The sequence below is a fragment of the Nocardiopsis sp. NPDC055551 genome, assembly GCF_053619415.1.
In genome coordinates, this window is the sequence record NZ_JBSHJJ010000010.1 from 118,100 (window position 1) to 140,140 (window position 22,041).

17 protein-coding genes and 3 tRNA genes are annotated in these 22,041 nt (G+C 67.1%); 3 read left to right on the plus strand and 17 right to left on the minus strand.

Features of this window, described 5'->3' with window-relative positions:
- Positions 1-51: 51 nt before the first annotated feature.
- From ACWGSK_RS18945 to rplJ, 4 genes are all read right to left on the minus strand, one after another.
- A complete protein-coding gene (locus ACWGSK_RS18945) occupies positions 52-3,930 on the minus strand; it encodes a DNA-directed RNA polymerase subunit beta' (protein ID WP_358506794.1) in 3,879 nt (1,292 codons plus the stop codon).
- 34 nt (positions 3,931-3,964) lie between these two features.
- Positions 3,965-7,432, minus strand: a complete 3,468-nt coding sequence (rpoB, locus tag ACWGSK_RS18950; protein WP_358506796.1) for a DNA-directed RNA polymerase subunit beta — start codon at positions 7,430-7,432, stop codon at positions 3,965-3,967.
- A 775-nt stretch (positions 7,433-8,207) separates the two neighbouring features.
- Entirely contained in the window at positions 8,208-8,594 is a 387-nt protein-coding gene (gene rplL, locus ACWGSK_RS18955; protein ID WP_358506798.1) for a 50S ribosomal protein L7/L12, read from the minus strand.
- 96 nt (positions 8,595-8,690) lie between these two features.
- Positions 8,691-9,218, minus strand: a complete 528-nt coding sequence (gene rplJ / locus ACWGSK_RS18960; protein WP_358506800.1) for a 50S ribosomal protein L10 — start codon at positions 9,216-9,218, stop codon at positions 8,691-8,693.
- A gap of 434 nt (positions 9,219-9,652) precedes the next feature.
- Here rplJ and ACWGSK_RS18965 point away from each other — a divergent pair, with 434 nt between their 5' ends.
- Positions 9,653-10,477, plus strand: a complete 825-nt coding sequence (locus tag ACWGSK_RS18965) for a hypothetical protein (RefSeq protein WP_358506802.1) — start codon at positions 9,653-9,655, stop codon at positions 10,475-10,477.
- Positions 10,478-10,565: 88 nt separating this feature from the next.
- Here ACWGSK_RS18965 and rplA read toward each other — a convergent pair whose 3' ends face one another.
- The 5 genes from rplA to ACWGSK_RS18990 all read right to left on the minus strand — a co-directional run bounded on the left by rplA (position 10,566) and on the right by ACWGSK_RS18990 (position 13,449).
- Positions 10,566-11,243, minus strand: a complete 678-nt coding sequence (rplA, locus tag ACWGSK_RS18970; protein WP_358506804.1) for a 50S ribosomal protein L1 — start codon at positions 11,241-11,243, stop codon at positions 10,566-10,568.
- Between the two features lie 89 nt (positions 11,244-11,332).
- Complete coding sequence (gene rplK / locus ACWGSK_RS18975) at positions 11,333-11,761, minus strand: 50S ribosomal protein L11 (protein ID WP_358506806.1); 429 nt, start codon at positions 11,759-11,761, stop codon at positions 11,333-11,335.
- 279 nt (positions 11,762-12,040) lie between these two features.
- A complete protein-coding gene (gene nusG / locus ACWGSK_RS18980) occupies positions 12,041-12,841 on the minus strand; it encodes a transcription termination/antitermination protein NusG (RefSeq protein ID WP_358506808.1) in 801 nt (266 codons plus the stop codon).
- A 180-nt stretch (positions 12,842-13,021) separates the two neighbouring features.
- Positions 13,022-13,273 (minus strand): preprotein translocase subunit SecE, encoded by a 252-nt coding sequence (gene secE, locus ACWGSK_RS18985; RefSeq protein ID WP_358506810.1) that lies wholly within the window; start codon positions 13,271-13,273, stop codon positions 13,022-13,024.
- A gap of 103 nt (positions 13,274-13,376) precedes the next feature.
- Positions 13,377-13,449, minus strand: a tRNA-Trp gene (locus tag ACWGSK_RS18990).
- A 224-nt stretch (positions 13,450-13,673) separates the two neighbouring features.
- Between ACWGSK_RS18990 and ACWGSK_RS18995 the strand changes: the two genes are divergently transcribed.
- Together ACWGSK_RS18995 and ACWGSK_RS19000 are read left to right on the plus strand one after the other, a co-directional pair.
- Positions 13,674-14,882, plus strand: a complete 1,209-nt coding sequence (locus ACWGSK_RS18995; RefSeq protein WP_358506812.1) for a pyridoxal phosphate-dependent aminotransferase — start codon at positions 13,674-13,676, stop codon at positions 14,880-14,882.
- 125 nt (positions 14,883-15,007) lie between these two features.
- Positions 15,008-16,048 carry an adenosine deaminase gene (locus ACWGSK_RS19000; RefSeq protein ID WP_452456353.1) on the plus strand — a complete coding sequence of 347 codons (1,041 nt, stop codon included), beginning with the start codon at positions 15,008-15,010 and terminating at the stop codon, positions 16,046-16,048.
- A 42-nt stretch (positions 16,049-16,090) separates the two neighbouring features.
- On the opposite strand, the gene ACWGSK_RS19005 is transcribed toward ACWGSK_RS19000, so the two are convergent.
- The 8 genes from ACWGSK_RS19005 to ACWGSK_RS19040 form a co-directional block, all read right to left on the minus strand.
- Positions 16,091-16,684, minus strand: a complete 594-nt coding sequence (locus tag ACWGSK_RS19005; RefSeq protein WP_358506815.1) for a TMEM165/GDT1 family protein — start codon at positions 16,682-16,684, stop codon at positions 16,091-16,093.
- Between the two features lie 316 nt (positions 16,685-17,000).
- Complete coding sequence (locus tag ACWGSK_RS19010) at positions 17,001-18,062, minus strand: UDP-N-acetylmuramate dehydrogenase (protein WP_452456395.1); 1,062 nt, start codon at positions 18,060-18,062, stop codon at positions 17,001-17,003.
- 39 nt (positions 18,063-18,101) lie between these two features.
- Positions 18,102-18,527 carry a MaoC family dehydratase gene (locus tag ACWGSK_RS19015; protein ID WP_358506817.1) on the minus strand — a complete coding sequence of 142 codons (426 nt, stop codon included), beginning with the start codon at positions 18,525-18,527 and terminating at the stop codon, positions 18,102-18,104.
- A 17-nt stretch (positions 18,528-18,544) separates the two neighbouring features.
- Positions 18,545-18,988 carry a MaoC family dehydratase N-terminal domain-containing protein gene (locus ACWGSK_RS19020; protein ID WP_452456354.1) on the minus strand — a complete coding sequence of 148 codons (444 nt, stop codon included), beginning with the start codon at positions 18,986-18,988 and terminating at the stop codon, positions 18,545-18,547.
- Positions 18,989-19,142: 154 nt separating this feature from the next.
- Entirely contained in the window at positions 19,143-19,307 is a 165-nt protein-coding gene (gene rpmG, locus ACWGSK_RS19025) for a 50S ribosomal protein L33 (RefSeq protein ID WP_026117477.1), read from the minus strand.
- 99 nt (positions 19,308-19,406) lie between these two features.
- A tRNA-Met gene (locus ACWGSK_RS19030) sits at positions 19,407-19,482 on the minus strand.
- 101 nt (positions 19,483-19,583) lie between these two features.
- Positions 19,584-19,659 (minus strand) — tRNA-Thr (locus ACWGSK_RS19035).
- A gap of 253 nt (positions 19,660-19,912) precedes the next feature.
- Positions 19,913-22,018, minus strand: a complete 2,106-nt coding sequence (locus ACWGSK_RS19040; protein ID WP_358506819.1) for an AAA family ATPase — start codon at positions 22,016-22,018, stop codon at positions 19,913-19,915.
- Between the last annotated feature and the right edge of the window lie 23 nt (positions 22,019-22,041).

Here is a 22,041-nt window from a genome sequence, read left to right on the forward strand (position 1 = left end):
TGGGGGTGGCCGACCGCCGCCGTCAGCTCAGCCAACGTTCAGTTCGGCTGCTTACCGGTTGTACGGCCCGAAGTCGTACTCCTCCAGCGGCACGGCCTCTCCCGAACCCTGCCCGAAGGTGTACTCACTCGGCTCCTCGTAGCCGGACACCGAGTACATCGAGGCCTTGGCCTCCTCGGTCGGCTCGACCCGAATGTTCCGGTACTGCGGAATGCCCGTACCGGCCGGGATGAGCTTACCGATGATCACGTTCTCCTTGAGGCCGAGCAGTGGGTCGCTCTTGCCGTGGATCGCGTTCTCGGTGAGCACCCGGGTGGTCTCCTGGAAGGAGGCCGCGGACAGCCAGGACTCCGTGGCCAGCGAGGCCTTGGTGATCCCCAGCAGGACCGGACGCCCGGCGGCGGGCTGGCCGCCCTCGGACACCACGCGCCGGTTGATGCGCTCGAACTTGGGCCGCTCGACCATCTCACCGGGCAGCAGCTCGGTGTCGCCGGACTCCAGGATGTTCACTCGCTTGAGCATCTGGCGAACGATGATCTCGATGTGCTTGTCGTGGATGGACACACCCTGCGACTTGTACACCTCCTGGACCTCCGACACGAGGTGCTGCTGCACCGCGCGCGGGCCCTGGATGCGAAGCACCTCGTGCGGGTTGATCGCACCCTGGATGAGCTGCTGACCGACCTTGACGTGGTCTTCGTCGGTCACCAGGAGCTGGGCACGCATCGGGACCGGGTAAGCGATCTCGTCGGTGCCGTCGTCCGGGATGACGACGATCTTGCGGCTCTTCTCGGTGTCATCGATCCGGATCCGGCCCTCCATCTCGGAGATCGGGGCCACACCCTTGGGGATGCGGGCCTCGAAGAGCTCCTGGACACGGGGCAGACCGTGGGTGATGTCCAGACCGGCCGAACCACCCATGTGGAAGGTACGCATGGTCAGCTGGGTACCGGGCTCACCGATGGACTGTGCCGCGATGATACCGATCGCCTCACCGACGTCCACCGGCTTGCCGGTCGCCATGGAGCGGCCGTAGCAGGTGGTGCAGACGCCGATCTTCGCCTCACAGGTCAGCGACGAGCGGATGCGCACCCGGGTGACCCCGGCGGCGACCAGCTTGTCGATGTTCTGCTCGGAGGTGTCGGACAGGGCGGGCAGCACCACGTTGCCGTCGGCGTCCAGCACGTCCTCGGCGAGGGTACGGCCGAAACCGGTGTTCTCGACGTTGTGCTTACGACCGACGACGCCGGCGGCGTTCTTCTCACCGATCTCGTGCCACAGGGAACGGTCGGTGTTGCAGTCCACCTCACGGACGATGACGTCCTGGGCGACGTCCACCAGACGACGGGTCAGGTAACCCGAGTCGGCGGTACGCAGCGCGGTGTCGGCCAGACCCTTGCGCTGACCGTGCGTGGAGATGAAGTACTCCAGAACGGACAGGCCCTCACGGTAGGAGGACTTGATCGGACGCGGGATCGTCTCACCCTTGGTGTTGGAGACCAGACCACGGATACCGGCGATCTGGCGCACCTGCATCGGGTTACCACGCGCACCGGACTGGACCATCATCCACACCGGGTTGTCGGCGGGGAAGTTGTCCTCCATGTTCTTGGCGACCTCGGCGGTCGCCTCGGTCCACAGCTCCGTGAGCTCCTTGCGGCGCTCATCGTCGGTGATCAGACCACGGTCGTACTCGCGCTGCAGCTTGTCGGCCTTGCCGTCGTACCGGGCGAGGATCTCGCCCTTCTGCGGCGGCGCGACGACGTCCTCGATGCCGATGGTCAGACCGGACCGGGTGGCCCAGCGGTAACCGGCGTCCTTGAGGGCGTCCAGGGTCGTGGCGACCTGGACCTTCGGGTAGTTCTCGGCGAGGTCGTTGACCAGCGTCGAGACCTGCTTCTTGCCCACCTGGAAGTTGACGTACGGGTAGTCGACCGGAGTGGCCTCGTTGAAGAGGTACCGACCCAGGGTCGTCTCCAGCACGTACACGTCGCCCTGTTCCCAGCCCTCGGGCGGGGTCCAGTCCTTGGGCGCGGGAGCTCCGTCCGCGATCCGCAGGCGGATCTTCGCCTGCAGGTCGAGGTGGCCCAGGTCGAAGGCCATGATGGCCTCCGACGGCGAGCGGAACGCACGGCCCTCGCCCGCGGCGCCGGCCCTCTCCGTCGTCAGGTAGTACAGACCGATGATCATGTCCTGGGTGGGCATGGTCACGGGCTTGCCGTCGGACGGCTTGAGGATGTTGTTGGTGGCCAGCATCAGCAGCCGCGCCTCGGCCTGGGCCTCGGCGGACAGCGGCAGGTGCACGGCCATCTGGTCACCGTCGAAGTCCGCGTTGAACGCGGTGCACACGAGCGGGTGGATCTGGATGGCCTTGCCCTCGACCAGCTGCGGCTCGAAGGCCTGGATGCCCAGGCGGTGCAGCGTCGGGGCACGGTTGAGCAGAACCGGGTGCTCGGTGATGACCTCTTCGAGGACGTCCCAAACGACCGGGCGGGACCGCTCGACCATGCGCTTGGCGCTCTTGATGTTCTGCGCGTGGTTCAGGTCGACCAGACGCTTCATCACGAACGGCTTGAACAGCTCCAGGGCCATCTGCTTGGGCAGACCGCACTGGTGCAGCTTCAGCTGCGGGCCGACGACGATGACCGAACGGCCGGAGTAGTCGACTCGCTTACCGAGCAGGTTCTGACGGAACCGACCCTGCTTACCCTTCAGCATGTCCGACAGCGACTTGAGCGGACGGTTACCGGGACCGGTGACCGGGCGCCCACGGCGGCCGTTGTCGAACAGCGCGTCGACGGCCTCCTGGAGCATCCGCTTCTCGTTGTTGACGATGATCTCGGGCGCGCCCAGGTCCAGAAGCCGCTTGAGTCGGTTGTTCCGGTTGATGACACGGCGGTACAGGTCGTTGAGGTCGGAGGTCGCGAAGCGGCCACCGTCCAGCTGCACCATCGGACGCAGGTCCGGCGGGATGACCGGGATGCAGTCCAGCACCATGCCCATGGGGCTGTTGGTGGTGTTGAGGAACGCCGAGACGACCTTGAGCCGCTTCAGGGCACGGGCCTTCTTCTGACCCTTGCCGGTACGGATGGTCTCCCGGAGCTTCTCGGCCTCCTCGTCCAGCTCGAAGTTGGACAGGCGGTCCTGGATGGCCTGAGCGCCCATGCCACCACGGAAGTACTTCCCGAAGCGGTCCCGCATCTCGCGGTAGAGCATCTCGTCGCCCTCGAGGTCCTGGACCTTGAGGTTCTTGAACCGGTTCCAGACCTCGTCGAGGCGGTCGATCTCACGCTGGGCGCGGTCGCGCAGCTGGCGCATCTCACGCTCGGCGCCCTCGCGCACCTTGCGACGCGCGTCGCCCTTGGCACCCTGCTCTTCGAGCTCGGCCAGGTCGGTCTCCAGCTTGCGGTGACGCTCCTCCAGGGTGGAGTCGCGACGCTGCTCCAGGTGCTGCTTCTCGACCGAGATCCGAGCCTCTAGCGACTGCAGGTCGCGCTCACGGCCCTCGGTGTCCACCCACGTGACCATGTAGGCGGCGAAGTAGATGATCTTCTCGAGATCCTTCGGCGCCAGGTCCAGCAGGTAGCCCAGGCGAGAGGGCACACCCTTGAAGTACCAGATGTGCGTGACGGGAGCGGCCAGCTCGATGTGGCCCATCCGCTCACGGCGCACCTTGGCGCGGGTCACCTCGACGCCGCAGCGCTCACAGATGATGCCCTTGAAGCGGACACGCTTGTACTTACCGCAGTAGCACTCCCAGTCCCGGGTCGGACCGAAGATCTTCTCGCAGAAGAGTCCGTCCTTCTCGGGCTTGAGGGTCCGGTAGTTGATGGTTTCGGGCTTCTTGACCTCGCCGTGCGACCACTGGCGGATGTCCTCGGCCGTCGCGAGACCGATGCGCAGCTCGTCGAAGAAGTTGACGTCGAGCACTTAATTCGTCCCCTGCTCTCGAAGAATGCGGAAGTTAGACCTCTTCGACACTGCTCGGCTCACGCCTACCCAGGTCGATTCCCAGTTCTTCCGCGGCGCGGAAGACGTCCTCGTCACTGTCCCGCATCTCGATGGACATACCGTCACTGGACAGCACCTCCACGTTCAGACAGAGCGACTGCATCTCCTTGATGAGCACCTTGAAGGACTCAGGGATGCCCGGTTCGGGGATGTTCTCGCCCTTGACGATGGCCTCGTAGACCTTGACGCGGCCCACCACGTCGTCGGACTTGATGGTGAGCAGCTCCTGAAGCGCGTAGGCGGCACCGTAGGCCTCCAGCGCCCAGACCTCCATCTCACCGAAGCGCTGACCACCGAACTGTGCCTTACCACCCAGCGGCTGCTGCGTGATCATGGAGTACGGACCGGTGGAGCGGGCGTGGATCTTGTCGTCCACGAGGTGGTGGAGCTTCAGGATGTACTTGTAACCGACGGAGATCGGCTCGGCGAAGGGTTCGCCGGTGCGGCCGTCGAACAGACGCGCCTTACCGTCGGTGTTGATGAGACGGTTGCCGTCCGCGTTCGGACGGACCGACTTGAGCAGACCGCTGAGCTCGGGGCCCTCCAGGCCGTCGAAGACCGGGGTGGCCACTCGCGAGTTCGGTTCGACCTCCGAGGCGCCGACCGCGTGGAGCGTCTTCTCCCATTCCTCTTCCGTGCCCTCGACGGACCAGCCGTTCTTGGCCAGCCAACCGAGGTGGACCTCAAGGACCTGACCGACGTTCATTCGGCCGGGCACACCGAGCGGGTTGAGGATGATGTCGACGGGAGTGCCGTCCTCCAGGAAGGGCATGTCCTCCTGGGGCAGGATCTTGGCGATGACGCCCTTGTTGCCGTGACGACCGGCGAGCTTGTCACCATCGGTGATCTTGCGCTTCTGGGCGACGTAGACGCGAACCATCTCGTTCACGCCGGGCGCGAGCTCGTCACCGTCCTCGCGGCTGAAGACGCGCACGCCGATGACCTTGCCGGTCTCACCGTGCGGAACCTTCAGGGAGGTGTCGCGGACCTCTCGGGCCTTCTCACCGAAGATCGCGCGCAGCAGGCGCTCCTCCGGGGTCAGCTCGGTCTCACCCTTGGGCGTGACCTTGCCGACGAGGATGTCACCGTCGACGACCTCGGCGCCGATCCGGATGATGCCCCGGTCATCGAGGTCGGCCAGGACCTCCTCGCTGACGTTGGGGATCTCCCGGGTGATCTCCTCCGGGCCCAGCTTGGTGTCACGGGCGTCGACCTCGTGCTCCTCGATGTGGATCGAGGAGAGGACGTCGTCCTGCACCAGACGCTGGGAGAGGATGATGGCGTCCTCGTAGTTGTGCCCCTCCCAGGACATGTACGCCACGAGGAGGTTCTTGCCCAGCGACATCTCGCCCTGGTCCGTGGAGGGACCGTCGGCGAGGACCTGACGCTCCTCGATCCGCTGGCCCTCGTGGACGATGGGGCGCTGGTTGAAGCAGGTGCCCTGGTTGGAGCGCTGGAACTTGCCCATCCGATACGTCTTGCGCGTGCCGTCGTCGGCCATCACGGTGACGTAGTCGGCGGTGACGTCCTCGACCACACCGGCCTTCTCCGCGAGGAGGACCTCGCCGGCGTCGGTGGCGGCGCGGTACTCCATACCGGTGCCGACGAACGGCGACTCGGCGCGCAGCAGCGGCACGGCCTGGCGCTGCATGTTGGAACCCATGAGCGCGCGGTTGGCGTCGTCGTGCTCCAGGAACGGGATCATGGCGGTGGCCACCGACACCATCTGGCGCGGCGACACGTCCATGTAGTCGACCTCGTCGGTGCTGACCTGCTCGAACTCCCCGCCCTTACGACGGACGAGCACACCGGCCTCGGCGAAGCTCCCATCGGCGTTCAACGGGGTGTTGGCCTGCGCGATGACGCACAGGTCCTCCTCGTCGGCGGTGAGGTAGTAGACCTCGTCGGAGACCTTACCGTCGATGACCTTGCGGTACGGGGTCTCCACGAAGCCGAAGGAGTTCACTCGGCCGTAGGCGGCGAGCGAACCGATCAGACCGATGTTGGGACCCTCAGGGGTCTCGATCGGGCACATGCGGCCGTAGTGGGACGGGTGGACGTCTCGGACCTCGAAGCCCGCGCGCTCACGGGAGAGACCGCCCGGACCCAGCGCCGAGAGGCGACGCTTGTGGGTCAGGCCCGCGAGCGGGTTGGTCTGGTCCATGAACTGGGACAGCTGCGAGGTGCCGAAGAACTCCTTGATGGAGGCCACGACGGGACGGATGTTGATCAGGGTCTGCGGCGTGATCGCCTCGACGTCCTGGGTGGTCATCCGCTCGCGGACGACGCGCTCCATACGGGCCAGGCCCAGGCGGACCTGGTTCTGGATGAGCTCGCCGACGGTGCGCAGGCGACGGTTGCCGAAGTGGTCGATGTCGTCGGTCTCGATCGGACGGAGGCCGAGGACGGTCTCCTTCTCGACCTCACCCGCGTGCAGGCGGACGAGGTAGTCGATCGTGGAGACGATGTCCTCTTCGGTGAGGGTCCCCTGCGTGAACTCGGTGTCCAGGCCGAGCTTCTTGTTGATCTTGTAACGACCGACCTTGGCCAGGTCGTAGCGCTTGGGGTTGAAGTACAGGTTCTCCAGCAGCGCCTGAGCCGACTCCTTCGTGGGCGGCTCTCCCGGGCGCAGCTTGCGGTAGATGTCCAGCAGCGCGTCGTCGGTACCCGCGGTGGGGTCCTTCTCCAGGGTGTTGCGGATCGACTCGTACTGGCCGAAACGCTCCAGGATCTGGTCGGTGGTCCAGCCGAGGGCCTTGAGCAGGACGGTGACGCCCTGCTTGCGCTTACGGTCGATGCGAACACCGACGAAGTCGCGCTTGTCGACCTCGAACTCCAGCCAGGCACCACGGGACGGGATGACCTTGCACCCGAACAGGTCCTTGTCGGAGGTCTTGTCGACGGAGGTGTCGAAGTAGACACCCGGGGACCGAACCAGCTGGGACACGACGACGCGCTCGGTGCCGTTGATGATGAAGGTGCCCTTGACGGTCATGAGCGGGAAGTCGCCCATGAACACCGTCTGGCTCTTGATCTCACCGGTGTCGTTGTTGATGAACTCCGCCGTGACGAACATCGGGGCGGAGTAGGTCATGTCCTTGTCCTTGCACTCCTCTTCGGAGTACTTGGGCGGTTCGAACCGGTGGTCACGGAACGAAAGGGACATCGTGCCCGAGAAGTCCTCGATCGGGCTGATCTCCTCGAAGATCTCTTCGAGACCGGACTGCTCCGAAACGTCCTTGCGGCCGGCGGCGCGGGCCGTCTCGCCCCGCGTCTTCCACGTGTCGTTGCCCAGCAGCCAGTCGAACGACTCGGTCTGCAGGGCCAGAAGATTGGGAACCTCAAGGGGTTCCTGGATACGGGCGAAAGAAACGCGGTGCGGACCAAGGGCGTTAGCGGAGGCGTTGCGCGAGGCTGCCAACAGGGGTCCTTCCGAAGGCTTGTGGCGGTTGAAGCGCGCACGCCAGACGATCCGTCACGAGAAGGACCGCCGCAACGCGGTTGAGACGGTCACTTCGAGCGGGAGCGGGCATTGTCGGAGCTTCCGGAGTAACAAACGGAAACGACGAAAAGCCGTTCACCGACACAGGGATCACCAAAGGGCAGCGCAAAAGAGCAGTGTAGCCGAACACTACACCGCTGTCCACTCACGGTCCACGGCGCCACTCACGACACCGGCAGGATCACCCCTGGAGGGCGATCCGTCAAGCCCGGTGGCCGCCGAACGCCACCGCACACGCCCCCGGGGGAAAGGCCCTGGACCATCAGGGTGAAACAGCGCGCCTGCCCTGGCCCCACGGGGGATTGTGAGCCAACGGACACCCGGAAGGATTCCCTCGCCCAAGGCGGGTAAACACTCCCCAACGGGTCCGTCAGGATTCCCGGGACGGGAGATTATCGCGTCCGAGGGACAGTTCGCACACGCGTACCCCTCCGTTCCCGGTTTCCCCTGGTCCGAGGGCCCGGGGACCGCAACAGCTTCGCACACCGAAGTCCCGTGTCCTGGCACGGACACGGCCGCGCCACGACAAAGGGGACGTTCGTTCCCGCTCGACCCGCGTACCGGCCACCCATGGGCCCGGGCCCTTCGACCCCGACCCGAGGATGGACACGGACACGAAAAAACGGCCGCCCCTCCCCGAAGGGAGGAACGGCCGCTCAGCGTAGACCAGCGGGCGTCTGAGGCCCGCGAGGGACTACTTGAGGGTGACGGTGGCGCCGGCGCCCTCAAGGGCCTCCTTGGCCTTGTCGGCGTTCTCCTTGCTGGCAGCCTCCAGCACGGCCTTCGGAGCGTTGTCGACCAGGTCCTTGGCTTCCTTCAGGCCCAGGCTCGTGAGGCCGCGGACCTCCTTGATGACCTGGATCTTCTTGTCGCCGGCGGACTCGAGGACGACGTCGAACTCGGTCTGCTCCTCGGCGGCCTCTTCGGCACCGGCGCCACCGGGGGCGGCGACGGCGACGGCGGCCGGGGCGGCGGCGGTGACGTCGAACTTGTCCTCGAACAGCTTCACGAACTCGGAGAGCTCGAGAAGGGTCATCTCCTCGAACGCGGCAAGCAGGTCATCGTTGCTGAGCTTCGCCATGATGCGATCTCTCTTTCTCTCATGACACGCGCGCCAACGGCACAGCGTGCGAGCCAATGGCCGGGCGCCGTCGGCACCCGCCGTGGTTCAAAAGGTTTAAGCGGCTTCCTCGGTGCGCTTGTCCGCCAGAGCCTGCGCGAGACGCACAGTCTTGGAGGGCAGCGCCTGGAAGACGGCGGCGGCCTGGCCCTGCTTGGCCTTGAGCGCACCGGCCAGCTTCGAGAGGAGAACCTCTCGGGACTCCAGATCGGCCAGCTTGGTGACCTGCTCGGCGTTCATCGACTTGCCGTCGACGACAGCGCCCTTGATCACCAGGGGCGAGTTCGCCTTCGCGAAGTCACGCAGACCCTTGGCGGCCTCGACGACGTCCCCGTGGACGAAGGCGATGGCGGACGGGCCTTCGAGCAGATCGGAGATCTGCTCGTCGACGCCGGCCTCCTTGACCGCGATCTTGGTCAGCGTGTTCTTGACGATGCGAAAACGCGTGCTCTGACCGAGGCTGTGGCGCAGTGCGGAAACCTGCGCGACAGTGAGCCCCCGGTATTCGGTCAGCACTGCGGCGTTCGACTCGCGGAGCTCGTCCGCGAGTTCGGCGACCGCGGCTGCCTTGTCCGGCCTCGCCATGGGACTCCTTCCAACAGTGAACGCTGGTTTTATCCCAAGGACTTCCACGATCGGCGTCAGCACGAGAAAAGCCCCGAACGCAAGGCGCACGGGGCATGTCCGCGTTCTTCCGCCCGTGTGCTCGGCACACGGGACCCGGAACGGGAAAGCTCTGGTGACACCTGCGCGGGCGCCCATCGAGGTGGGTCCTTAGGTCACCCGAGCGGGTGACGACCAGCGGTCTTCGGCAAGACCCAATGCTAACCGACGAATGGGAGTGCTCGACCATCGTTCCCACGCGGAAAGGATGTGATCGCCGGCACCCTCATCACCGTTCGGTGATGATCACGCACCCAACAGGAGAAATGTCCGAAGACACTGGGATCATGAGGCCAACTGGGCGTCCGCACTCATCGAGCGTGCCCACTCCCCCATAGCGAAAGTGATTCTTTCCCATGACGCGCACCCCGGCCCTGCTCTCCGCTGGAGCCTTCTCCCTCGTCCTGATGCTCACGGCATGTGGCAACGACCCCGCAGAGGAGGAGACCACGGTCTCCACCGAGAAGCAGGAGGAGGAAGGCGGCGGGTCCCCCAAGGATCTCCTGGCCCAGGTCTTCGACAGCACCACCGAGATCACCAACTACACCCTCGACATCGACATGACGGCGCCCGACGTGGAAATGGGAATCCTCTACGAGGTGATGAACGATCCGGTGGCCACGCAGGCCACCATGTCCATGCCTCTCATGGGCGAGATGATGTTCGAGCTGATGTCCATGGGCGGTGAACTGCCGGACGGGGTGACCGCCGAAGACCTGAGCACCTACATCGTCATCTTCGAGGAGGGCTCGGACCCCTTGGTCGCCGACACGTACGGTCTCCAAGGGGATGCCCCCTGGATCCGCGGGGACGCGTCCACCATGGAACAGAACCCGAGCGACGCCTTCGACATCGAATCCCTGCCCGACCTCGTCGCCGCGTTCGCCACGCTCGACCAGATCGAGGAGACCGGAACCGAGGAGGTCGGCGGGATCGAGACCACCGTGCTCCAAGGCAGCATGACCGAAGAGGAGATCAACGCCCTCGACGCCGAGCAGAAGCTCGCGGTCATCGAACTCCTCGGCTCGGTCAGCGGCACACTGGACGTCTCCTTGGCGGTCAGCGATGACGGCTTCCCGATGCGCATCGACTTCTCCGACGACCAGGCCGACGTCACGATGGAGTTCTCCGAGATCGGGTCGACCTCCTTCGAGATTCCCGCCGAGGAGCAGATCGGCTGATCCACTCCCCCACCAAGACACGGAACGGCCCCCGTCTCCCGAAGGAGCGGGGGCCGTTCTCATGCTTCACACAAGGCCCGGGAAGGCTTTAGGCGTCGAGCGGGATGCTCGGGCCCATCGTGGTGGAGACCACGGCCTTCTTGATGTAGCGGCCCTTGGCGGCGGACGGCTTGAGGCGGTTCACCTCATCGATCGCGGCCTGGTAGTTCTCGAGCAGCTTGGGCTCGTCGAACGAGGTCTTGCCGATGATGAAGTGCAGGTTCCCGTGGCGGTCCACGCGGAACTCGATCTTGCCGCCCTTGATGTCGGTCACGGCCTTGGCCACGTCCGGGGTGACGGTGCCCGTCTTCGGGTTGGGCATGAGGCCACGGGGGCCCAGGACACGGCCGAGACGACCGACCTTGCCCATGAGGTCCGGGGTGGCCACGACGGCGTCGAAGTCGAGGAAGCCGTTCTGGACCTTCTGGACGAGCTCGTCGTCGCCGACGATGTCGGCGCCGGCGGCCCGAGCCTGCTCGGCACGCTCACCGGTCGCGAAGACCAGGACCCGAGCGGTCTTGCCGGTGCCGTTCGGCAGGTTCACGGTGCCGCGGACCATCTGGTCGGCCTTGCGCGGGTCGACGCCCAGGCGCAGGGCCACCTCGACGGTGGCGTCGAACTTGATGTTGCTGGTCTCCTTGGCCAGCTTCACGGCCTCGGCGGGGCTGTAAAGCCGGTCGCGGTCCACCAGGTTGGCGGCTTTGCGGTGGTTCTTGCTGCGCTTCACTCTGTTCTCCTACGGGAACGTGTGGTCCTTGGGCCGGCGCATGGCCCTGCCACTGTGGTTCTTGCCGTCGAGCAACCCCTGGTCGGGAGCTACTTGACCTCGATGCCCATGGAACGGGCGGTACCGGTGACGATCTTGGTCGCGGCCTCGATGTCGTCGGTGTTGAGGTCGGGCAGCTTGGTCTGCGCGATCTCACGGACCTGGTCGGCGGTGATGGAACCGCTGGTGCTGCGGCCCGGCTCACCGGACGCCTTGTCCATTCCGGCGGCCTTCAGGATCAGCTTGGGCGCCGGAGGCGTCTTGGTGACGAAGCTGAAGGAACGGTCCTCGTAGATGGAGATCTCTACGGGGATGACGTTGCCGCGCTGGGCCTCCGTAGCAGCGTTGTACTGCTTGCAGAAGTCCATGATGTTGACGCCGTGCGGACCGAGAGCGGTACCGACGGGGGGCGCCGGGGTCGCCTGACCGGCGGGCAGCTGCACCTTGACGAGTGCGGCGAGTTTCTTCTTCGGAGGCATATCGGGTCCTTTGCCTGATCTGCGTTGTGTACCGGCCCCTGCCTCCCTGACGGCACGTTCGGGCCGAAGGGCCACGTTCGTGCCGCTGCCGAAGGAGGCTTCCCCGCGCGAGGCGGGGGCCACGGCCCGTCGGGACCGGAAGGGCCGGGCGCGTGTTCGTCGGGCCGCTGGGCCTGCTGTGACACGCGACGGTGGGTCCGCCCTCGTCGAGGGTGGACCCACCAAGTCTACGTCGCCCGGACAGTGCTCCGGGCTGGTCGTGGAATGTACCCCACGACGTCAGATCTTGGCGACCTGGTTGAAGGAGAGTTCCACCGGGGTCTCACGACCGAAGATCGACACGAGCACCTTGAGCTTCTGGGTGTCGCCGTTGATCTCGCTGACGGTGGCGGGCAGGGTCGCGAACGGACCCTCCATGACGGTGACGGATTCTCCGACCTCGTAGGCGACGTCGGAGCGGGCCTCGCCGCCCGCGGTCTTGGCCTGCGGGGAGGATTCCGGCTCCACCTCCGGCTCGGGGGCCAGGAGCTTGGCGACCTCGGTCAGGCTCAGCGGGGCGGGCTTGTTGGACAGGCCCACGAAACCGGTGACGCCCGGGGTGTTGCGAATGGCCGACCAGGACTCGTCGGTCAGGTCCATGCGGACGAGCACGTAGCCGGGCAGGACCTTCTCGGTGACCTGCTGGCGCTTGCCGCTCTTGACCTCGGTGACCTCGTGCTCGGGCACCTCGACCTGGAAGATGTACTCCTCCATGTTGAGGGACTGGGTACGGCTCTCGACGTTCGCCTTGACGCGCTTCTCGTAGCCGGCGTAGGTGTGCACGACGTACCAGTCGCCGGGCAGCAGGACGAGTTCGTTCTTGAACTCCTCGACGGGGTCGAGGCGGGGCAACTCGGGCTCGGCTTCGGCCTCTTCGGCACTCTCGTCGGCTTCAGCGACCTCATCGGCCTCATCGGCGAACCCCGGGACGTCGCCATCGGCGTCCTGGGTCGGCTCGCCCGCCAGGCCGGTCTCTTCCGCCGACGACTGATCCGGCTCCTCTTCGGGGAAGTCGTCAGAGGTCAGTGGGGACTCGGACACGGCTGCTCTTTCTCTCGTCGGATTCGCTAGTGCGTGCGACGCACACCGAACAGGCCGTGCGTCGAACCCAGTTCTGCCAGCTTACGGTCTCTCAGGGCGACGCGGGACCAACGCGCGGACGAGGAAGGGCTTCCAGGGCGGAGTTGACGCGCCCTTGTCCCTGTGAGGATGGGTCGTGCCTTAGACGCTGGGCCGACCGAAGGTGCTGTAGAGCCAGGTGACGGCCTCACCGAAGGCGAAGTCGAGAAGGGAGACGTAGGCCAGGACCAACACGACGAACACCAGAACGACGATGGTGTAAGTGGTCAGTTCCTTGCGCGTGGGCCAGCGGACCTTGCGCAGCTCGTCGACGACCTGCTTGGTGAACGTCACCGGACCGGTACGACGCTTGGGCTCCTTCTCGGGCTTGGCGTCGGCGTCAGTCTGAGTCACCTGGGGTCCTTAGAGTCGCGGGCTGCTTGATTCCCCTGTAGTTCCGTTGCCCTCGCGGCGGGGTGACGACCGTGGTCGCCACCCCGATCCGCGCTCGGACTTGCAGGGCAGGAGGGACTCGAACCCCCAACCGCCGGTTTTGGAGACCGGTGCTCTGCCAATTGAGCCACTGCCCTTAGCGGAAACTGCGTTGCCCACCATAGCCGGTCCTGAGAGTCGTCGCACAACCTCGAAGGTGTGACGCCTGCGTAACGAACCGGCCGACGCGAACGAGTGTACGCCTATCCGAGGCCCACGACCAAACCGGTTCCGCCGGTCCGGACACCCGAGGTGACCTTCCCCGCCCGAGGAAGTGACCTTCCCCCCGACGTCGTGGATGAGCGCATGACACCATGGGAACATGACTGATCGACCCCGTGTCTCTGCACGTATCAGCGCCATTTCCGAGTCCGCCACCCTCGCGGTGGACGCCAAGGCCAAGGCCATGAAGGCCGATGGCCGACCCGTCATCGGATTCGGCGCGGGGGAACCGGACTTCCCGACCCCCGACTACATCGTGGAAGCCGCGGTGGCCGCCGCCCGCGAGCCCCGCTTCCACCGCTACACCCCGGCCGGTGGCCTCCCCGAGCTGAAGAAGGCCATCGCCGAGAAGACCGAGCGCGACTCCGGCTACAAGGTCGATCCGGCCCAGATCCTGGTCACCAACGGTGGCAAGCAGGCCATCTACGAGGCCTTCGCCGCCCTGCTGGACCCGGGCGACGAGGTCATCGTGATCGCCCCGTACTGGACGACCTACCCGGAGTCGATCAAGCTCGCGGGCGGTGTGCCCGTCTACGTCGTCACCGACGAGAGCACCGGCTACCTGGCCTCGATCGAACAGTTGGAGGCGGCCCGCACCGACCGCACCAAGGTGCTGGTGTTCGTGTCCCCGTCCAACCCGACCGGCGCCGTCTACCCGCGCGAGCAGGTCCGCGCCATCGGCCGGTGGGCGAACGAGCAGGGCCTGTGGGTGCTGACCGACGAGATCTACGAGCACCTGGTCTACGGTGACGCCGAGTTCTCGTCGCTGCCCGTCGAGGTTCCCGAGATCGCCGACCGCACCATCATCGTCAACGGGGTCGCCAAGACGTACGCGATGACCGGCTGGCGCGTGGGGTGGATCATCGGTCCCAAGGACGTGGTCAAGGCCGCGAGCAACCTGCAGTCGCACGCCACCTCCAACGTCGCGAACGTGTCGCAGGCCGCCGCCGTGGCCGCCCTCTCCGGCGACCTGACCGCCGTCGACGAGATGCGGAAGGCGTTCGACCGTCGTCGCCGGACCATCGTGCGGATGCTCAACGAGATCGACGGCGTGGTCTGCCCGGAACCCGAGGGCGCGTTCTACGCGTACCCGTCGGTGAAGGGCGTGCTCGGCAAGAAGATCCGCGGCAGGGCCCCGAAGACCTCCACCGAGCTGGCCGAGCTCATCCTGGAGGAGGCCGAGGTCGCGGTGGTCCCGGGTGAGGCCTTCGGCACCCCCGGCTACCTGCGTCTGTCGTACGCGCTCAGCGACGAGGACCTCGTCGAGGGCGTGACCCGCGTGCAGAACCTGCTGGCCGAGGCCGAGTAGCGAACGCGGATGTGACGAGGGAGCCCCGGACCGGGTGGTCCGGGGCTCCCTCGTGTGCGGGGCGGGTCGCGCGGTTGTCGCCGTTCCCGGTGCGCGCGGTGTGATTCATACGGCAGGCTTGGGACATGGAGACACCGACCAGCGCCCGCCGGTTGGACCGGCTGCCCAAGGCCCACCTGCACCTGCACTTCACCGGGTCCATGCGCCACGACACACTCGTGGAGATGGCCGAGCGGCGGGGCGTGCACCTGCCCCAGGCCCTGGCCGAGGAGTGGCCGCCCAAACTGCGGGCCACAGACGAACGCGGCTGGTTCCGCTTCCAGCGCCTGTACGACATCGCCCGTTCGGTCCTACAGCGGCCAGAGGACATGTACCGCCTGTTGCTCGAAGCCGCCGAGGACGAACGGGAGGCCGGTTCGGGCTGGCTGGAGATCCAGGTCGACCCCAGCGGCTACGCTTCCCGCTTCGACGGGCTCACCGCCACCCTGGAACTCATCCTGGACGCGGCCCGCGTCGCCTCGGAGGCCACCGGTGTGGGCATCGGGATCATGGTGGCGGCCAACCGCACCCGGCATCCGTTGGACGCCCGTGCCCTGGCCCGGCTCGCTCGCCAGTACGCGGGCAGGGGCGTGGTCTCGTTCGGGCTCAACAACGACGAGCGCCGCGGTCGCGCGCGCGACTTCGAGGCCGCCTTCCGGATCGCCAAGCGCGCCGGCCTGCTGTCGGCCCCGCACGGTGGCGAGCTGAACGGCCCGCTCAGCGTGCGCGAGTGCCTGGACGAGCTGGACGCCGACCGCATCGGCCACGGGGTCCGGGCCATCGAAGACCCGTATCTGGTGGAGCGGATCGCCACCCAGGAGGTCACCCTGGAGGTGTGCCCGACCTCCAACGTGGGTCTGGGCGTGGTGGAGAAGGTGGACCACCTGCCGCTGCGCAGGCTCTACGACGCGGGGGTGCCGATCGCCCTGGGCACCGACGACCCCCTGTTGTTCGGCCCCCGTCTACTGGAGCAGTACCGGATCGCCCGCGAGGTGTTCGGGTTCGGCGACCCCGAGCTCGCCGATCTGGCCCGCATGTCGATCCGTGGTTCGGGCGCCCCGGACTCGTTGAAGAAGGAGATGCTCTCGGGCGTGGACGACTGGCTGGCGGCTCCGCCCGCCGTTTAGCTCCCCTGGTTCCTCCGCCGGCGCTTGGGCCCATGGCCGAGGTCAGGCGAGGAGGGCCCAAGCGCCCTGGGCGAGCATGGCGGCGCCGGCGACGAAGAACAGCACCGCGGCGCCGATCCTGATCGCCCTCTCGGGCAGCTTCTTGCCGAGGACGGCGCCGATGGCGATCGCGATCCCGTCGGCGGCGACCATGCCGACCGTGGAGCCGATCCACACCGGGAGCCAGTGGTGCTGGGTGCCGACGGTGATGGTGGCGAGCATGGTCTTGTCCCCGAGTTCGGCGACGAAGAAGATCAGGGCCACGGTCATGAAGGCGGAGCGGATCCGGCGGGAGGCGGCGCGTTCCTCGTCCTTGGCGGTCATCTCGTCGCCGCGCAGGGTCCACAGACCGAAGAAGAGGAAGGCCAGACCGGCGGCGAGGGTGAGCCAGTCGGTGGGCAGGGTCGCACCGAGGACCTCCGCGATGAAGACGCTGCCCAGGTGGACCACGGCGGTGGCGGCGGTGATGCCGAGGATGACCGTGAGGACGCGGTGGCGCGAGGCCAGGGACATCGCGACCAACTGGGTCTTGTCACCCATTTCCGCGATGAAGATGGCCACCGTGCTGAAACCGAGAGCGGCGAGAAAAGCCGACATGCTACTCCAACTGTCCTGGTTGGGCAGAAGGAGGCGGAGAACGCCCCTTCAACCCGGTCGATTCCTACCGGGTCAAAGGTCTCGTCCGCCCGCCTGAGCTGGGCTCACGCGGCCGGGACGGAAGGTCCAGTATGTCGACCGCGCGCATTGGGGACTACTCCCCTTCGACACGGCCGACATTACCAGCGGCTTTTTTTATCGGCAATTCGTTGATTCAGCGAATTGTTCAATTCGGCGAGGTGGAAAAGTGAGTTGGGAACGCCCAACTCCTTTCTTCGGAGCGTCGCTCCAGGCCGTATCGGGCGCGGTGCCGGACCTACAGGCTCACACCGACCATGACCGGCTCGTTGACCAGGCGCACCCCGAAGGCGGCCTCGACCCCGGCGCGCACCTCGCGGGCCAGGTCGAGCAGGTCGGCCGTGCTCGCACCACCGGGGTTGGTCAGGGCGAGGGTGTGCTTGCCGGAGATCCGCGCGGGACCGTCGCCGTAGCCCTTGGTGAATCCGGCCCGGTCGATCAGCCAGGCGGCGGAGAGCTTCACGTTGCCCTCGTCGTCGGGGTGCCCGGGGATCTCGGCGTCCGATCCCAGGCGTTCGAGGGCGCGCTCACGGAAGGCCGCGTACCGTTCCGGCGACAGGATCGGGTTGGTGAAGAACGAACCGGCGCTGCGGGTGTCCGGGTCGGCCGGGTCCAGCACCATGCCCTTGCCCCGACGCAGACCCAGGACGACCTCCCTGGCCTTCTCCAGCGGCACCCGCTCCCCCGCTTCGACGCCCATGGTGCGGGCGACCTCGGCGTAGCGCACGGGACGGCTGAGCGGTCCGCGACGCAGTTCGAAGACCACCTCGCACACCACGTAGCGGTCGTGGCCCTTGAAGGAACTGTCCCGGTAGGTGAACCCGCAGTCGGCGTTGGACATGGTCACCAGGTCACCGGTGGCGCGGTCCAGGACCAGCACCTCACGGATGGTCTGGCCGACGTCCTGGCCGTAGGCGCCGACGTTCTGGATGGGGGTGGAGCCGACCCGACCGGGGATGCCGGAGAGGAACTCGATGCCGTTGAGGCCCTCGGCGACGGCCCGTTCGACCAGGGGGTCCCAGTCCACGCCCGCGTCCGCGCGCAGCAGGACGACGGTCTCACCGGTCTCCGGGTCGGTCCCGGCCTCGGTCAGGGTGACCCCCTGGGAGGCGACCAGGATCACGGTTCCGGGGAAGCCGTCGTCGGCGATCACCAGGTTGCTGCCGCCGCCCAGGACGAGCACCCGTTCACCGGCCCGCTCCGCGTCGGTGACCAGGCGGACCAGTTCGTCGGTCGTGGCTGCGGGGTGAAAGGCCTTGGCTGGACCACCCAGACCGAGCGTGGTGTGGTCGGCGAGCATCGTGGACACGGGCGTGGTACCTCTTCGTTCTCTGGAGGGTCAGGCGAGACGGACGACGGCGGTGGCCTTGGCGAGGACCTTGGCGCCACCGGACCGGGCGGTCAGCGCAACGGTGACGGTTCCGTCGTCGTTCTTGGACTTGACCTTGCCGCCGACGGTGATCTCGGCGCCGTCATCGTCGTCGGGGACGACCACGGGCGCGGAGAAGCGTACCGAGTAGTCGACGACGCCGCCGGGGTCCCCCGCCCAGTCGGTGATGACCCGACCGGCCTCGGCCATGGTGAACATGCCGTGCGCGATCACGTCGGGCAGGCCGACGGACTTGGCGAAGCGTTCGTTCCAGTGAATGAGGTTGAAGTCACCGGAGGCACCGGCGTAGCGGACCAGGTCCAGGCGGCGGACCGGGAAGGTCCGCTCCGGCAGCAGCGCGCCGGTCTCGACCTCGTCGTACTTGAGCCTGCTCATCCTCGTGTCCCCGCTTCCTAGGATCCCCGGACGACGAGCATCATGCCCGCCGTCACCACGTGTTCGCCGTCGGCCGCCGTGGCCACCGTCTCCAGGGTGAGCAGCTCGTTGCCGCCCAGGGCCTTGATGTCGGTGATGCGGGTGACGGTGTTCAGGACGTCACCGGCGTACAGCGGGCGCTCGTAGTGGAAGCTCTGGTCGCCGTGGACGACCCGGGAGAAATCGACGCCCAGGTCGGGGTCGGCGATGGCCAGCGCGGAACCGGCCATGCCCAGGATCACCGGGAAGGTGGGCGGGGCGATGACGTCGGGGTGGCCCATGGCCTTCGCGGACTCGCGGTCCAGGTAGACCGGGTTGAGGTCGTTGATGGCCTCGGCGAACTCGCGGATCTTGCCGCGGGTCACCTCGTAGGTCTCGGGGGCGGGGTACTCCCGGCCGAGGTGGTCAGGGTTGATCGCCACGCTCTGCCTCTCGGATGTGGAAACGTCGGGGCTCGGCCGCCGTCGCGGAGAGGACCCCTGGACAACGAACAGCCCGGTGAGCGATTGGCTCACCGGGCTGGAGTCTACGAGAAGCTGTCGTTCCCTGCCTGGGACGACGACCCTCTTGCGGGACCTAGCGGGTCTCGCGGTGGTCGTTGTGCTTGCGGCAGTTCGGGCAGAACTTCTTGATCGTCAGACGGTCGGGGGTGTTCCGACGGTTCTTGCGCGTGATGTAGTTCCGGTGATTGCACTCCTGGCAGGCCAGGGTGATCTTCGGCCTCACGTCTGTGGCAGCCACTTCGGAGTGCCTTTCTCGCTGGAGACATTACCTTGACGCAGTGAAAAACTGCTGAGACCCACGACGACCCCTGAGTTTGACGCTCAGGGGTCAGTGGGTTGGTAGCGGGGGCCGGACTTGAACCGACGACACAGCGATTATGAGCCGCTTGCTCTACCGACTGAGCTACCCCGCCCCGATCAGACAACAAAGACATCCTATCGTGGATGTCTCCTGTTTCGGCCGGCGAAGTTCCACCGGCCGCCCACCTGAGTGGACCGGAACCTCATCAAGTGGTGGAGCCCCTTTACGGAATCGAACCGTAGACCTTCTCCTTACCATGGAGACGCTCTGCCGACTGAGCTAAAGGGGCGCGCTGTGGGACTTTCTCTCGTCCGCCCCGGGGGTGTTGCCCCCTTGCGCTGGTCATGACTATACAGGGATTGAGGGGTGGTCTGCCAAATCGAAGGCCCGGGACCCCTCCCCTCGGCTTGCCCGAGGCCGCACCTGGATCACGTAACCCCTGGTCAGATCAGGTTTCTCGGGTTTCCCGAGAGCCTGTTCCAAGCCTCGAAAAACGGCCCGAATGTGACGCCGTGCACGCGCGCGAGGGGCCCCGGCGCCCCTCAGGCACCGTTCTCGGCGAGCCAGACGTTGGACATGGCGTCGCGGTTGATCGTGCGGATGTCCGCGGCCAGCCCCAGTCGGCGCAGTGCGTCCGACAGTCGGGTGTCGTGGGTGAAGACGATGAGCTGCCGGTGTCGGCCCACCTCGGCCAGAACGGAGGCGAGCCCCTCCACGGTCTCGGTGTCCATGGCCTGGACCGGGTCGTCCAGCAGCAGGAACCCGAACGGGTTGCCCTCGACGAGGGTGCGCGGCAGGCAGATGGACAGCGCCAGTGCCTGGAACTCGCCCTGGCTGAGCAGCCCGGGCGCGCTGGTCTGGTCCTCCACCCCGTCGACGGACACGTCCACCTCGACCCTGCGACGGGCCCCACGGCCGATGAGCCGCATGCCCTGCAGGTCGATGTGGCGTTCCTGGCGCAACCGGAACCAGACCTGTTCGGCCTGGGCCGCGACCGGACCGAGCCGTTCGGCGCGCACCGTTCGGGCGTACTCGGTGAGCTGTCCGAGCGCGGCCTCCGCGTACGAGAGGGACTCGCTCGCCTTGATGGCGTCCTGGGCGTCGTCCAACCATGCGGAGAGCCGTTCGGCGAGGTCCGACCACCCGTCGGTGGGGTCCTCCAGGCGTTCGGACGCGTCCCGGCGCGCGCTGACCGCCGCCGCGCGGAGCCTGCGGCCCACGTCCTCGATGTGATCGGCGAGTTCGGCGAGGTCCTCGATGTCGGAACCGGACTCCCACAGCGACCACAGCTGACCGAGTTCGCTCTCCGGAGGGAGCCATCCGGGCATCGGGGAGAGTAGGAACCGGGCCTGGTCGCGGGCGACGTCGGCGCGTTCGTAGGCGGCCGAGGTGATCGCGGCCTGGGGGCGTAGCGCGCGCAGTTGGGCGTTGGCGCGCCGCACCCAGTCGGCCCCCAGCGCCCCGGTGGTGGCGCAGGTGGGGCAGGTGGTCTCGGTGGGATGGCGCTTGTGGTGTTCCAGCGCCTGTTCGAGGAGCTCGACCACCCCGTGGGCGTGGTCGCCCTTGGTACCGGCCGCCATGGCCAGTTCCATGGAGGCGCCCCGCAGCTCGTTGACGACGTCGCTCATGATGGCGCGTTCGGGGACGCTGAGCCGGCGCAGCCTGCGCATGACGACGTGTTGGGACGGGTCGCTGGGGCCGTCGTCGGCGGCCAGTCGACGCAGGGCGTCCAGGTCCATGTCGGGCGCGGAGAGCAGCCGTACGCTCTGGGCCGCCCGAGGGTCGGCGGAGGCGCCGAGCGCCTCCAGGAGCGGCCTCAGGGCGCGCGAGGGATGGTCTCGGCGGCGGACGAGGCCGTCGCAGACCTTGGCGAGGCGACGCTCCGCCTCCGCGAGCCCGGTGATGCCCAGGAGCGCGGTGAGGGTGTCGTAGAGCTCGGCGGCGCGACCGGTGACGGTACGGCCGAGTTCGTCGTAGGACAGGAAGGGCCGGTAGCGGACCAGGTTCTCGCCCCAGTCGAGGGTGCGCAGCGGCGACACCTCGCCGTTGGGGTGCACGACCTCGCCGCGTGCGGAGCGAACGCTCTCACCGGTCCAGCGGCGACTGATCCGGGTGGGTCCGTGGTCCCCCGCGATGTGGATGTCGACGCTGGCCTCTGTGCGCTCGTCGTAGTGCAGGTTGCGCCAACCGTCTCGCCATCCCGTGGGCATGGCGTCCCAACGGGGGTTGCGACCGGTCAGGGCGGCTTCGGCGGCCTCGGCGAAGCTGGACTTGCCGGACCCGTTGCGGCCGACGATCACGGTGAGTCCGGGGCCGGCCGGGAAGGTGAGTTCGGCCGGGCGACCGATGCCGCGGAAACCCTGGACCCGGATGCCGGTGAGGTAGGCGCGACGCATCGAACCGGGCGGCGGACCGCTCGGGGGCTCGGGAACGGCCTCGGGGAAGTGCTCGCCCCGCAGGAGGGCCTCCAGGGCGTCCTCGCCCCACAGGGCGGCGTTGACCCAGGATCGGACCCGTGAGGGCACCCCGGAGCGCGCCAACGCCTCCAGGAGTCCCTTCGTGGTGGGGTCGTCGGCCCCGGGGGCGACCCCCCGGCCGTCCGGTCCTCCGTTCGCGCCCGCCTCGGGTCCCCGAGTCACCTTCGCCACCCCGCTCCGTTTCAGAACCTGCG

What these genes read in the sequence shown, in the direction of transcription:
- ACWGSK_RS19000 (WP_452456353.1), top strand. Translation starts at nt 15,008, where the DNA reads ATGGAGACACCGACCAGCGCCCGCCGGTTGGACCGGCTGCCCAAGGCC.
- ACWGSK_RS18965 (WP_358506802.1), top strand. Translation starts at nt 9,653, where the DNA reads ATGACGCGCACCCCGGCCCTGCTCTCCGCTGGAGCCTTCTCCCTCGTC.
- ACWGSK_RS19010 (WP_452456395.1), bottom strand. Translation starts at nt 18,062, where the DNA reads ATGCTCGCCGACCACACCACGCTCGGTCTGGGTGGTCCAGCCAAGGCC.
- ACWGSK_RS18995 (WP_358506812.1), top strand. Translation starts at nt 13,674, where the DNA reads ATGACTGATCGACCCCGTGTCTCTGCACGTATCAGCGCCATTTCCGAG.
- ACWGSK_RS19005 (WP_358506815.1), bottom strand. Translation starts at nt 16,684, where the DNA reads ATGTCGGCTTTTCTCGCCGCTCTCGGTTTCAGCACGGTGGCCATCTTC.
- rplL (WP_358506798.1), bottom strand. Translation starts at nt 8,594, where the DNA reads ATGGCGAAGCTCAGCAACGATGACCTGCTTGCCGCGTTCGAGGAGATG.
- rplK (WP_358506806.1), bottom strand. Translation starts at nt 11,761, where the DNA reads ATGCCTCCGAAGAAGAAACTCGCCGCACTCGTCAAGGTGCAGCTGCCC.
- rplJ (WP_358506800.1), bottom strand. Translation starts at nt 9,218, where the DNA reads ATGGCGAGGCCGGACAAGGCAGCCGCGGTCGCCGAACTCGCGGACGAG.
- ACWGSK_RS19015 (WP_358506817.1), bottom strand. Translation starts at nt 18,527, where the DNA reads ATGAGCAGGCTCAAGTACGACGAGGTCGAGACCGGCGCGCTGCTGCCG.